Here is a 13,179-nt window from a genome sequence, read left to right as displayed (position 1 = left end):
ATTTTCCATGCCTCAGGCATGATTTGAGAGAGCAAAAGAACATGGATTTTGATTTGTCCGAGGAGCAGCGCCTTCTCAAGGAAAGCATCGACGGTCTGTTGACCGACTCCTACGATTTCGATGCGCGCAAGAAGTACCAGAAGGAGAAGGGCGGCTGGAGCAAGGCCGTGTGGGGCAGGCTTGCCGAGCAGGGCTTGCTGGGCCTGCCCTTCGCCGAAGCCGACGGCGGCTTTGGCGCCGGTGCGGTCGAAACCATGATCGTGATGGAGGCGCTCGGCAAGGCGCTGGTGCTGGAGCCGTATCTCGCAACCGTGGTGATCGGCGGCGGCTTCCTGCGCCATGGCGGTTCGGCCGAGCAGAAAGCCCAGCACATCCCCGGCATCATCGACGGCAGCAAGACGTTTGCTTTCGCGCAGCTCGAGAAGAACTCGCGCTACGATCTCGGCGATGTCGCGACATCAGCCAAGAAGAAGGGTTCGGGCTGGGTCATCGACGGCGAAAAATTTGTGGTGCTCAACGGCGAGAACGCCGACACCCTGATCGTGACCGCGCGCACCAAGGGCGCGCAGCGTGATCGCAGCGGCATCGGCATGTTCATCGTGCCGGCGAGCGCCAAGGGCGTTACCCGCAAGGGCTATCCGACCCAGGACGGCCTGCATGCCGCCGACATCACCTTCACCGGCGTCGAGGTCGGCGCAGACGCCGCAATCGGCGATCCCGAGAACGGCCTACCGCTGATCGAGCGCGTGGTTGATGAGGCCCGCACCGCGATGTGCGCGGAAGCGGTCGGCGCGATGGATGAATCGCTGAAGAGCACGGTCGAATATCTCAAGACCCGCAAGCAGTTCGGCGTGCCGATCGGCAGCTTCCAGACCCTGCAGCATCGTGCCGCCGACATGTTCGTGGCGCTCGAACAGGCCCGCAGCATGTCGATGTTCGCGACCATGGCCGCCGATTTCGACAATGCCAAGGAGCGCGCGACCGCGGTCGCCGCCGCCAAGGTGCAGATCGGCAAGTCCGGAAAATTCATCGGCCAGCAGTCGATCCAGCTTCACGGCGGCATCGGCATGACCCAGGAAGCCAAGATCGGCCACTACTTCAAGCGACTGACCATGATTGAAAACACCTTTGGCGACACCGACTACCACCTCCGCCGCGTCACCGACGCGGGCGGACTGGTGTAAGTCTTTCGCCGTAGCCCGGATGGAGCGAAGCGAAATCCGGGACCACTCTAACACTGCCCCGGATTGCGCTTCGCTCCATCCGGGCTACACGCTGATCGCCGTAAGTCACGCGACTGCAGCTACACGAAAGTCGTCATGCCCGGGCAAAAGCGCGAAGCGCGTCTTCGCGCTAGATGTCCCGGGCATCCACGTCTTGGCGGCGAAGAAAGTCGTGGATGGCCGGGTCAAGCCCGGCCATGACGGATAGAGAACGGCAAGCGAAAACAACAAAGAGGGAGCACATCTAGTGAAAAACACCCCGTTCGATCTCACCGGCAAGGTCGCAATCATCACCGGCTCCAGCCGCGGCATCGGACGCTCTTCGGCCGAACTGCTCGCAAAACTCGGCGCAAAAGTCGTGATCTCCAGCCGCAAGGCGGACGCCTGCAACGAGGTCGCCGACGGCATCAAAAAGGCCGGCGGCGACGCCCATGTCATTGCCTGCAACATCTCGCGCCGCGAGGAAGTCGAGGCGCTGATATCGGGCACCACGAAGCACTACGGCAAGGTCGACATCCTCGTCTGCAACGCCGCGGTGAACCCGTATTACGGCCCGCTGCTCGACATCAAGGACGAGGCCTTCGACAAGATCATGGGCTCTAACGTCAAGAGCAACATCTGGCTCTGCGCGCTCGCGATCCCGCAAATGGCGGAGCGCGGCAACGGCTCGGTGGTGATCATCTCCTCCATCGGGGGCTTGCGCGGTTCCACCGTGATCGGCGCCTACGGCATCTCAAAGGCCGCAGATTTCGCGCTGTGCCGCAGCCTTGCCGGCGAATGGGGCCCGAAGGGCGTCCGCATCAATTGCGTGGCACCTGGCCTGGTCAAGACCGATTTCGCCCGCGCACTGTGGGAAGACCCCGATAACCTCAAGCGCCGCACCGCCACGACTCCGCTGCGCCGCATCGGCGAACCAGACGAAATCGCAGGCGCGGTAGCCTATTTGGCCTCCGATGCGTCGACCTTCATGACCGGCCAGACCATCGTGGTCGATGGCGGCGTGACGACAGCATCGGTGTAGCTCCTGTCGTCCCTGCGAACGCAGGGACCCATACCGCGTTGCGCCCTCGATTGAAACGAGATGGCAGACACTCTTCGCAAAATGATCGCCGGTGGTTGTGGGCCCCTGCTTTCGCAGGGGCGACGACGGAGATGGCCGGGACGACGACGGAGATATTGACCTCCGCCTCCCAATCCGCTTGCCTCTTGCGCAACCAAAACTTCCCGGGGAAGCAACGTCATGTCCTTTGTGCTGGCCATCGATCAGGGCACCACCTCCTCGCGCGCCATGGTGTTCCGCAGCGACATCTCCATCGCCGCGACCGCGCAGCAGGAATTCCCGCAGCATTTCCCGGCATCCGGCTGGGTCGAGCACGAGCCGGAGGACATCTGGACCTCGACGGTGACGGTCTGCCGCGAGGCGCTGGAAAAGGCCGGCCTGACGGCAAAGGACATCGCCGCGATCGGCATCACCAACCAGCGCGAGACCACAGTGGTGTGGGACCGCGCCACGGGGCAGGCCGTGCATCGCGCCATCGTCTGGCAGGACCGCCGCACCGCCGACATCTGCGCCAAGCTGAAGGCCGAAGGCCACGAGCCGGCAATTTCGGCCAGGACCGGCCTGATCATCGATCCCTATTTCTCCGGCACCAAAGTCGCCTGGATCCTGGACCACGTCCCGGGCGCGCGCGAACGCGCTGGCCGTGGCGAGCTGATGTTCGGCACCGTCGATTGCTACCTGCTCTGGCGGCTGACCGGCGGCAAGGTGCACGCGACCGACGCCACCAATGCTTGCCGCACGCTGCTGTTCAACATCCATACCGGCGAGTGGGACGACGAACTCCTGAAGATCCTGTGCGTGCCCCGCTCGATGCTGCCCGAGGTCAAGGACTCCTCCGCCAAGTTCGGTGAATCCGTGCCTGACTTGTTCGGCGGCCCGATCGCAATATCCGGCATCGCTGGCGACCAGCAGGCCGCGACCATTGGCCAGGCCTGTTTCACGCCCGGCATGATCAAGTCGACCTACGGCACCGGCTGTTTTGCTTTGCTCAACACCGGCGCCACGCCGGTCGCCTCGAAGAGCAAGCTGCTCACGACCATTGCCTATCAGTTGAACGGCAAGCGCACCTACGCGCTGGAAGGTTCGATCTTCGTCGCAGGAAGCGCTGTGCAATGGCTGCGCGATGGGCTGGGCATCATCAAGCAGGCGTCCGAAACCGGCCCGCTCGCCGACAAATCCGATTCCATGCAGAGCGTCTATCTGGTGCCGGCCTTCGTTGGCTTAGGCGCACCCTACTGGAATCCGCGGGTGCGGGGCGCGCTGTTCGGCCTCACCCGCAACACCGGCCCCGCCGAACTCGCGCACGCCGCGCTGGAAAGCGTCTGCTACCAGACCTTCGACCTCTGGGCCGCAATGCGCGCCGACTGGCCGGATGCGACCGCCGCCAACATCGTGCTCCGCGTCGACGGCGGTATGACGGCGTCGGACTGGACCATGCAGCGCCTTGCGGACTTGCTCGACGCTCCCGTCGATCGCCCGATGATCCAGGAAACCACGGCGTTAGGGGCCGCCTATCTCGCGGGGTTGAATGCAGGCGTCTATCCCGAGCCGGCAAAATTCGCCGACAACTGGCGGCTCGAGCATCGCTTCAAGCCGGCGATGAGCAAGGCGACGCGGGAGCGAAAGCTGGCGGGCTGGGCGAGGGCAGTGAAGGGCGTGCTCGCGAGCGATGAGGGGGAGGGGTGAAGAGAACTCGAAAACGCCGCAACACCTGGGATCTATAATCCTACATACCCGCTTGACCCACGTAAGTAGTGCGTAATACAGCTAATAGTTGAAGTAAACGTGGGAGGGGAAACGTGGGAAGACCATTGCCAAGATCGCCGTTCTTGAATTCTCGGTTCGGCGCGGCCGTGGAGGAGTTCGGAATAGCCCTCAAGAAAAGCAGTTCTATCGTTCATCGGGGAAATAAAGGAACCAGCCGAGAAGAATCGTTGCGCCAATTCTTTAGAGAGCGGATTCCAAAAGCTTTCGCGGTCGTCGAGGGCGAGGTCGTCGATCTGGTGGGCTCCGTCAGCCCGCAACTCGATCTAATGTTCTACAATCAAAGCATCAATTTTGCGCTGAACGCCGATCAGTCGAGCATTTTGCCGGCAGAGGCCTTGTTGGCCAGCGTTGAGGTAAAAACAACGCTTAGCAAGAATGAAATCGAGAAGTCTGTGATTGCTGCAAAGAAGCTTCGGCAGCTCAGGCCATTTGATCGGACTTTGGGGGGCGTCGACGTTGGCGACGCACCGCAGAAGGTGAATATCGCTCGTTACTATCATTGTCTCTTTGCTTACGGATCCGATTTATCGGAAAAGGATTGGATGAAGCGCGAGGCGGAACGAATTCGCTCCATTTGCGGAAGCGAGCATTTGATCGATTCGGTGTATGTACTCAACAGAGGCCTTCTGAATATCTCCGCGAACGTTGGTCGATTGGAGGATGATCACGGGGGCGCCATAAGCAACTTCTATTTCTCAATTTTGAATTTCATCCAACGAGAAAATGGCAGGCGGGCGGAGACTCCATTCTATCGTTACATGGCGCATGCAAGTAGAGCTTGGTCGAAGCTCAATTAATATTGCTGCGATAGATTTCAGCGAGGGTGGCCAATGGCCAAGATGACTAAATTGGCCATTAAGAAACCGACCTATTCATCGGCAAGTTTCTTTCTTGAAGACTATCAGCGAACGCTTTTCCCCCTGAGGACCAACAAGATCTTGGCGGAAGCCGGCTTCAAGAGAATCTTGGAATTCGGACACAAGGGTGACGCCACTTCGGTCAGCACTTCATCTGGGCCGTCTTTTCTTCCTCAGAAGCGAGTTTTTGCAATGAAGGCAGGTTGGCACCTGCGAAGAACGTTCAAGCTCGACCCAATTGCAGAAATTTTTTTATATGACCTTGTTTTTAGGAACCGGGCGCTATTCCGAAAGTCACACTCTTCAGAAAGGGAGTGCTACGGTTATCGGTTCGAGAAGGGCATACCTCTGGACGCGACATCATCGTACAGAGCATTCCGCGGAGCCATAAATGAGTATAGCACGATATATAAGTTTGGGATCAGTTTTGACGTCGCCTCATATTTCAACTCTATATATCATCATGACTTAGTAAGTTGGTTTGATGAAAGAGGTGCATCCGGCGATGATGCCGCGCTGCTTGGAAAATTTCTGCGAGAGATAAATTCAGGACGGAGTGTGGATTGTCTCCCACAAGGAATCTATCCAAGCAAAATGATAGGCAACGATTTTCTCAAATTCATTGATAACTCAAATCGGCTCAAATCGTCCCGTCTAGTCAGGTTCATGGATGATATTGCCCTTTTTAGTGATTCCCGAGAGGATCTTCTGGCCGATTTTTACATGATCCAAGACCTGTTGGGTCAAAAAGGGCTTTCGGTAAATCCAGCCAAAACAATCAATATTGAGAAAGCGAGTGTTGACGTTGAGGAAAAGGTGTCTGCCGTCAGAAAGGGTCTCCTGAAAAAGCGACGGCGGCTAATAGTTAGAGGTTACGACGCCGAAATCGAAGAGACGGAAATCATTCGAGCGCTTACGCCGAAGGAAATCTCCTTGCTGAAAGAAATGTTGGCTCAGCCTCACTTAGAAGAGGAAGATGCTGAACTTGTCCTTGCATTGATGGGAGCGCATTCATCAGATGTTCTCGCCAGATTTGGTGACCTTCTAAAGGAATTCCCAAACTTAGCAAAAAACGTCTACGTATTCTCTCGAAACATCTCCGATAGCGAGAGTCTTGCCAAGCTGGTTTTGGATTACCTCAAGGGAACGTCGATTGTTCCTGAATATCAGCTCTTTTGGCTGGGTATGATGCTGGAAGATTACCTGCTTAATACGAGTTCAGCTGGCGATTTGTTGATCCAGCTCTACACCCACTCTTGGGCAACACCCATAACAAAAGCCAAAATTCTGGAAATTCCAGAAATGAGGTTTGGCTTACCCGAATTGAGGGAAGAGCAGCTCAAGGAAGGAAAATCGGATTGGCTCGCCTGGTCGGCGGCGGTGGGTTCTCGGGCGAAGAAGAAGGCGTCACGAAACTATGTGCTAAACTATTTCAAGAACGCATCGAGCGTGAATGGTGTAATCGCCGAAATTGTCTCGAGTCTTCCTTGACCCTCAAAACATCTCCTGCCTCGCCTTTGCCAACGAGAACCCGCGACGATCCGTATTGAAGCACGTCACGCCCGTCGGCTCCGATTTGCACGTAAACCCGCCGCGCTGCCACGCCTCGCCGTAACCGAGCACCGGCAGCGATTTGTCCATCACGGTGTCGCCGTGGCAGAGGCGCATGGCGGGGCCCTTGGCGTTCACCTCGAAGGCGCCGCCGTAATCGAGCTCGCAATCGGCGGACCGTCGCGGCTTGGTTTCCATTGCGGCGATGTCGCAGCGGAGGATGTTCTGCTTGTCGTAGTCGAAATACTGGCAGGCGATGTTCTTGGACGGCGACTGGAAGCCAATGGGGCCGGATTGGGCGTGGGCTGTGGCGCTGAGGATCACGAAGGCGAGAGCGAAGAGGAGAGGGCGACACATATCGGTGCTCACGATTTGCTAAGAACGTCATGCCCGGACTTGATCCGGGCATCCATCCGCCTTCAATATGATCACTTCAAAGTAGATGGATGGCCGGGTCAAGCCCGGCCATGACGAGTGGAAAGTGAATTCCCCATGATCCTGATCGGCCAATACGACTCCCCCTTCGTCCGCCGCGTCGCCATCGCCATGCGGCTGTATGGTCTCGCCTTCGAGCACAAGCCGTGGTCGACCTTCGGCGACGCCGACAAGATCGCACCATATAATCCGCTGCGGCGGGTGCCGACGCTGGTGCTTGATAGCGGCGAGGCACTGATCGAGAGCGCGATGATCCTGGATTATCTCGACGATCGCGTCGGCCTCGACAAGGCGATGATCGCGCGGAGCGGCGAAGCGCGACGGCGGCACCAGCGGATTTGCGCGCTGGCGATGGGGCTCGGCGACAAGGGCGTGAGCCTGCTGTACGAGCGCGTGCTGCGGAAGGAGAAGCAACTCGATCTCTGGGTCGAGCGCTGCAAGTCGCAGATCGCGGGCGTGCTGGAGGTGCTGGAAAAGGAGCGCGCGGCAGTCAAGACGCCGTATTGGTCCGGCGAGCGCATCGGCCATGCCGATATCGCGGTTGGTTGCGTGTTGCGCTTCACCGGCGAGGCGCATCCGGCGCTGTTCGACGCGCGCTATCCCGCGCTGAAGGCGCATTCGGCCGCTTGCGAGGCGCTGCCGCCGTTCCAGGAAATCGTGCAGCCGCTGGCGCCGCCGAGCGGCGATTGAGCTCGGCGGGGTCGGGCCGGGCCACGACCGCGGAGCCTTTCGTCTTGCCGCGGCGGCTGCGCTCGCGCGAGCGTGAGCCGCAGGCACAATCCTACTTTGCATGGGGTTGTTTTCGCGTTTTTTTTCAGGCCGGGTGCGGCGCGTCCGGGGATTCGCGCCGCCGGGCGGCCAGCCTCGCTTTCAGGCCTTCGGCCGCATCGCCTCCGGCGTGTCCGGCTGCGCCAGCGGATGCGCTCTTGCAAATGCCGGCAGCGCCATCGCGGTTTCGAAAATGCGCATCACCGTCGGCCATGCCGCAAGGTCGATCTGCTGGTTCAGCGCGGCGGTGACGTGGCCGACCATGCAGATGCAGCGGCGGGGCGGGGTATTTCTCGTCGAGATATTCGAGGATGGCGAGCGACTGGAACAGCGTGGTGCCGTCATCCTCGACCAGCGCCGGCAGCGCCATCTGCGGATTGATGCGGCGATATTCGAGATCGCGATGCGCGTTGGCGTCGAGGTCGACGAACACGACATCAACAGGGACGTTTTTCAGATTGAGCGCGATGCGCACGCGAAAACTCGCCAGCGATCGCCAGAAGGAGAAGAATTTCATGCGGGCTCCACGCACTCGTCATGCGTGGGCTTGACCCGCGCATCCATCCATCTTCGTGAGATGGATCACCGGGTCAAGCCCGGTGCTGACAAGTCAGGCCCCCACGGCCTTCTTCCGCCAGGCCAGATGCACGGCGCAGGCGCAGCCGGGCGGATGCGAGGCCAAATCCTTGGAGGTAACGTCGTTGGCGGGGACGGTCGCGATCGGCGCGGGCGTCGGCTCCTTCGCCGCAGCCTGCACCTGCGAGGGAATGTAATTCAACACCGGTGCCAGCCAGCGTTCGGTCTCGGCGACGCTCATGCCCTTGCGCGCGGCGTAGTCCTCGACCTGGTCGCGCTCGATCTTGCCAACGCCGAAATAGAAGCTCTCGGGATGAGAGAAATAAAGCCCCGACACCGACGAGCCCGGCCACATCGCAAAGCTCTCGGTCAGCTTCACGCCGGCGGTGTTCTCCGCATCGAGCAGGCGGAACAGCGTTGCCTTCTCGGTGTGATCGGGTTGCGCGGGATAGCCGGGTGCCGGGCGGATGCCGGCATATTGCTCCAGGATGAGCTGGTCGGGCGAAGCCGCCTCGTCCGGCGCGTAACCCCAGAATTCCTTGCGGACGCGCTGGTGCATCCGCTCGGCGAACGCTTCCGCGAGACGATCGGCCAAGGCCTTGCACAGGATCGAGGAGTAATCGTCATTGGCGTTCTTGAAGCGGTCGGCGACGGCGTCCTCGCCGATCCCGGCGGTGACGACGAAGGCGCCGACATAGTCCGGCACGCCGGAGGTTACAGGCGCAATGAAGTCCGACAGCGCGGCGTTGAAGCGGCCTTCGCGCTTCTCCAGTTGCTGGCGCAGCGTGTGGAAGGTCGCGATTTTTTGCTTGCGGCTGTCGTCGGCATAGACGGCGATATCGTCGCCGTCGGCGTTGGCGGGCCAGAAGCCGATGGTGGCGCTCGCCTTGAACCACTTTTCTTTGACGATGAGGTCGAGCATCTTGCGCGCGTCGTCATAGAGCGAACGCGCCACTTCGCCGATCTTGGGATCGTCGAGGATGGCGGGGAAACGCCCGGTCAATTCCCAGGTCTGGAAGAACGGCGTCCAGTCGATGTATTCGGCGAGTTCGGCGAGATCGTAGGCGTCAAAACTCTTGATGCCGAGGAAGGCCGGCTTCTTCGGCGGCGTTTTTGCGAAGTCGGCCTTAACCGCGTTGGCGCGCGCATCCGCGAGCTTCAGCCGCTTCTTGTCCGCCTGCGCGCGGAAATGCGCCGCGGAGATCTTGGCGTATTCGGCGCGGATGTCGGCGGCATAGGCCTCGCGCCGGTCGGGCGAGAGCAGCGACGACGCCACGCCGACCGCGCGGCTGGCGTCGTTGACGTGCACCACCGGGCCACCCCTGTAGTTCGGGTCGATCTTCACGGCGGTGTGGACGCGGCTGGTGGTGGCGCCGCCGATCAACAGCGGCATCTTCATGCCCTGCCGCTCCATTTCGCCGGCCAGGAAACTCATCTCGTCGAGCGAGGGCGTGATCAGGCCGGACAGACCGATGATATCGGCGCCTTCCGCCTTGGCGGTTTCGATGATCTTGTTGGCCGGCACCATGACGCCGAGGTCGATCACCTCGAAATTGTTACATTGCAGCACGATGCCGACGATGTTCTTGCCGATGTCGTGGACGTCGCCCTTGACCGTGGCGAGCACGATCTTGCCGGCGGCGTTGCGGCCGTCACCCACGACGCCATTGGCGAGGTTGCGCGCCTTCTCCTCTTCCATGAACGGCATCAGATAGGCGACCGCCTGCTTCATCACGCGGGCCGACTTCACCACCTGCGGCAGGAACATTTTTCCGTCGCCGAAGAGATCGCCGACGATGTTCATGCCGGCCATCAGCGGGCCTTCGATCACGTTCAGCGGCCGCTCGACCGTCAGCCGCACGGCTTCGGTGTCCGCTTCGATGAATTCGGTGATGCCGTGCACCAGGGCGTGGCTCAGCCGTTTCTCGACCGGCCATTCGCGCCAGGCGAGGTCCTGCTCCCTGGTCTGCTTCTCCTTGCCGCGGAATTTTTCGGCGAGCGCCAAAAGCCGCTCGGACGCGCCGGGGTCGCGGTTGAGGATGACGTCCTCGCACACCTGGCGGAGTTCGGGGTCGATGTCGTCATAGACGATCATCTGCCCGGCATTGACGATGCCCATGTCCATGCCGGCATGAATGGCATGATAGAGAAACACCGAATGCATGGCCTCGCGCACCGGCTCGTTGCCGCGGAACGAGAACGACAGGTTCGAGACGCCGCCGGAAATATGCGCATGCGGCAGGTTCTGGCGGATCCAGCGCGTCGCCTCGATGAAGTCGACGCCGTAATTGTTGTGCTCTTCCAGCCCGGTCGCGATCGCAAAGATATTCGGATCGAAGATGATGTCCTCAGGCGGAAAGCCGACCTCGTCGACCAGGATGTCATAGGCGCGCTTGCAGATTTCGGTCTTGCGCGCGAATGTATCGGCCTGTCCTACCTCGTCGAACGCCATCACCACCACGGCGGCGCCATGACGGCGCGCGATGCGGGCCTCGTGGACGAATTTCTCCACGCCTTCCTTCATCGAGATCGAGTTCACGACCGGCTTGCCCTGAACGCATTTCAGGCCGGCCTCGATCACGTTGAATTTCGAGGAATCGACCATCACGGGCACGCGCGCAATGTCGGGCTCGGCGGCGACGAGGTTGAGGAAGGTCACCATCGCGGCTTCGGAATCGAGCAGGCCCTCGTCCATGTTGACGTCGATGATCTGGGCGCCGTTCTCGACCTGGTCGCGCGCCACTTGCAACGCCGCGGTGTAATCGCCCGCGGTGACCAGCTTGCGGAACCGCGCCGAGCCGGTGACGTTGGTGCGCTCGCCGACGTTCACAAAGGGAATCGCCGGCGTCAGCTCGAATGGCTCCAGCCCCGAAAGCCGCAGCCTTGGCTCGATCGTGGGGACAACGCGCGGCTTGTGCGGCGCGACCGCGGCGGCAATCGCCGCGATATGGTCCGGCGTGGTGCCGCAGCAGCCGCCGACGATATTGACGAGGCCGCTCTCGGCAAACTCGCCGATCAGCCGCGCCATATATTCCGGTGTCTCGTCATACTGGCCGAACTCGTTGGGCAGGCCCGCATTCGGGTAGGCGCACACCAGCGTGTCGGCGACGCGGCCGATGTCGGCGATATGCGCGCGCAGGTCCTCGGCGCCGAGCGCGCAGTTGAATCCGATCGTGATCGGTTTTGCGTGCCGCACCGAGTTCCAGAACGCTTCCGGCAATTGCCCCGAGAGCAGCCGGCCCGACTTGTCGGTGATGGTGCCGGAGATCATCACGGGCACGTCGATGCCGCGTTCTTCGGCGATTTCCGAAATTGCGTACAGCGCCGCCTTGGCGTTCAGCGTATCGAAAATGGTTTCGACCAGCAGCAGATCGGCGCCGCCGTCGAGCAGACCGTTGATCTGCTCGCCATAGGCCTTGCGCAAATCGTCGAAGGTGACGGCGCGGTAGCCGGGGTTGGAAACGTCGGGCGAGATCGAAGCGGTGCGGTTGGTCGGGCCCAGCGCGCCTGCGACGAAACGCTGTTTGCCGTCCTCGGCGCTGACGCGTTCGGCGGCCGCGCGCGCAAGCCTCGCGCCGTCGCGGTTGAGTTCGTAGGCGAGGTCCGACATGTCGTAGTCGGCCTGTGCGATCGAGGTCGAGGAGAACGTGTTGGTTGCGACGATGTCGGCGCCGGCGCGCAGATAGTCGGCGTGGATGTCCTCGATCGCCTTCGGCTGCGTCAGGATCAACAGGTCGTTGTTGCCGCGGACGTCGCGATGGAAGTCGGCAAAGCGTGCGCCGCGAAACGCGGCCTCGTCATATTGCAGGCCCTGGATCATGGTGCCCATGGCACCGTCGAGCACCAGGATGCGTTCGCGGGCGGCGGCGAGCAGGGCGGTTCGCTTGGGCGAAATCTTGGACGAGATCTTGGCGGTCATCGGATCAGGCAGCTTTCTGTGCGCCATTGGGACGGATGCCCAATAGATGGCTGATCGCAAACACGAGGTCCGCGCGGTTCATGGTGTAGAAATGAAAGGTATCGACGCCGTGTTTGGCGAGCTTTTGCACCTGGCCGGCCGCAACGGTGGCGGCAACCAGCTTGCGGGTCTCGGCATCGTCGTCGAGCCCTTCGAACTTGTCCGCCAGCCAACCCGGCACCGTCGTGCCCGCGCGCGTCACGAAGCTGCGCGCCTGCTTGAAATTGTGCATCGGCATGATGCCGGGGACGACCGGAATATCGATGCCGCGGGCGCGGACGCGATCGAGATAACGGAAGTAGAGGTCGTTATCGAAGAACACCTGCGTGATGGCACGCGTCGCGCCGGCGTCGACTTTGGCCTTGAGCGTGTCGATGTCGGCATCGATGGTCGGGCTCTCCGGATGCTTCTCGGGATAGGCCGAAACCGAAATCTCGATATCGGGATAGCGCTTCTTGATGCCTTCGATCAGGTCGGGCGAACTCTGATAGCCGTCCGGGTGGGCATGGTAGGCGGTCCCGATGCCGGTGGTCGGATCGCCGCGCAGCGCCACGATGTGGCGGACGCCGATCTCGTGGTAGCGCGCCACCACGTCGTCGATTTCGCCCTTCGGCGCCCCGACGCAGGTCAGATGTGCCGCCGGTATCAGGCGGGTCTCTTTCAGGATGCGGGCGATGGTCGAATGGGTGCGCTCGCGGGTCGAACCCCCGGCGCCATAGGTCACGGACACGAAATTCGGCGTCAGCGGCGCCAGCCGGTTGATGGTCTCCCACAGGCTGCGCTCCATCTCTTCCGTCTTGGGCGGAAAGAACTCGAAGGAGATCTTGGGCGAATGCAGCGCGCGATGGCCGTCGAAAGCGGGAGGCGAAACTTCGGTCATGACACTTACAAAAGCTCCACAGAAATGGACAGGCACAGGCCTAGCGGCCGTCAGCTAAAATAAGCCAAGCAGGGCCGGTCAAACAGCCCATCAGCGATGGGAAA

Annotated in this window: 10 protein-coding genes; 6 read left to right on the top strand and 4 right to left on the bottom strand. The window is 61.0% G+C overall.

All coding sequences use genetic code 11. From position 1 onward, the window contains the following. Window positions 1–41 precede the first annotated feature (41 nt). From pimD to drt5, 5 genes are all read left to right on the top strand, one after another. Window positions 42–1,184, top strand: a complete 1,143-nt coding sequence (gene pimD, locus V1279_RS30175) for a pimeloyl-CoA dehydrogenase small subunit (protein ID WP_334443528.1) — start codon at window positions 42–44, stop codon at window positions 1,182–1,184. A gap of 286 nt (window positions 1,185–1,470) precedes the next feature. Beyond that, complete coding sequence (locus V1279_RS30170; protein ID WP_334443525.1) at window positions 1,471–2,244, top strand: SDR family NAD(P)-dependent oxidoreductase; 774 nt, start codon at window positions 1,471–1,473, stop codon at window positions 2,242–2,244. A 219-nt stretch (window positions 2,245–2,463) separates the two neighbouring features. Beyond that, window positions 2,464–3,969: a glycerol kinase GlpK gene (gene glpK, locus V1279_RS30165; protein ID WP_334443523.1), complete on the top strand. Its 1,506-nt coding sequence runs from the start codon at window positions 2,464–2,466 to the stop codon at window positions 3,967–3,969. 113 nt (window positions 3,970–4,082) lie between these two features. After that, window positions 4,083–4,847, top strand: a complete 765-nt coding sequence (locus tag V1279_RS30160) for a DUF6602 domain-containing protein (RefSeq protein WP_334443520.1) — start codon at window positions 4,083–4,085, stop codon at window positions 4,845–4,847. A gap of 33 nt (window positions 4,848–4,880) precedes the next feature. Beyond that, window positions 4,881–6,398 (top strand): antiviral reverse transcriptase Drt5, encoded by a 1,518-nt coding sequence (gene drt5 / locus V1279_RS30155; RefSeq protein WP_334443518.1) that lies wholly within the window; start codon window positions 4,881–4,883, stop codon window positions 6,396–6,398. 3 nt (window positions 6,399–6,401) lie between these two features. On the opposite strand, the gene V1279_RS30150 is transcribed toward drt5, so the two are convergent. Further along, window positions 6,402–6,815, bottom strand: a complete 414-nt coding sequence (locus V1279_RS30150) for a DUF6636 domain-containing protein (RefSeq protein ID WP_334443516.1) — start codon at window positions 6,813–6,815, stop codon at window positions 6,402–6,404. A gap of 135 nt (window positions 6,816–6,950) precedes the next feature. On the opposite strand from V1279_RS30150, the gene V1279_RS30145 reads away from it, so the two are divergent. Further along, a complete protein-coding gene (locus V1279_RS30145; protein ID WP_334443513.1) occupies window positions 6,951–7,583 on the top strand; it encodes a glutathione S-transferase family protein in 633 nt (210 codons plus the stop codon). Between the two features lie 124 nt (window positions 7,584–7,707). Here the strand turns inward: V1279_RS30145 and V1279_RS30140 are convergent, their stop codons facing one another. The 3 genes from V1279_RS30140 to metF all read right to left on the bottom strand — a co-directional run bounded on the left by V1279_RS30140 (window position 7,708) and on the right by metF (window position 13,075). After that, window positions 7,708–8,178 (bottom strand): glutathione S-transferase N-terminal domain-containing protein, encoded by a 471-nt coding sequence (locus V1279_RS30140; protein WP_334443510.1) that lies wholly within the window; start codon window positions 8,176–8,178, stop codon window positions 7,708–7,710. Between the two features lie 93 nt (window positions 8,179–8,271). Next, window positions 8,272–12,183, bottom strand: a complete 3,912-nt coding sequence (gene metH, locus V1279_RS30135; RefSeq protein ID WP_442894838.1) for a methionine synthase — start codon at window positions 12,181–12,183, stop codon at window positions 8,272–8,274. Then, window positions 12,161–13,075, bottom strand: coding sequence for a methylenetetrahydrofolate reductase [NAD(P)H] (metF, locus tag V1279_RS30130; protein WP_334443508.1), 915 nt, complete (start codon window positions 13,073–13,075; stop codon window positions 12,161–12,163). The genes metH and metF overlap by 23 nt, the downstream gene beginning before the upstream one ends. Between the last annotated feature and the right edge of the window lie 104 nt (window positions 13,076–13,179).

Source organism: Bradyrhizobium sp. AZCC 1610 (assembly GCF_036924515.1).
GTDB lineage: Bacteria > Pseudomonadota > Alphaproteobacteria > Rhizobiales > Xanthobacteraceae > Bradyrhizobium.
This window is presented reverse-complemented; position numbering and strand designations above follow the sequence as displayed.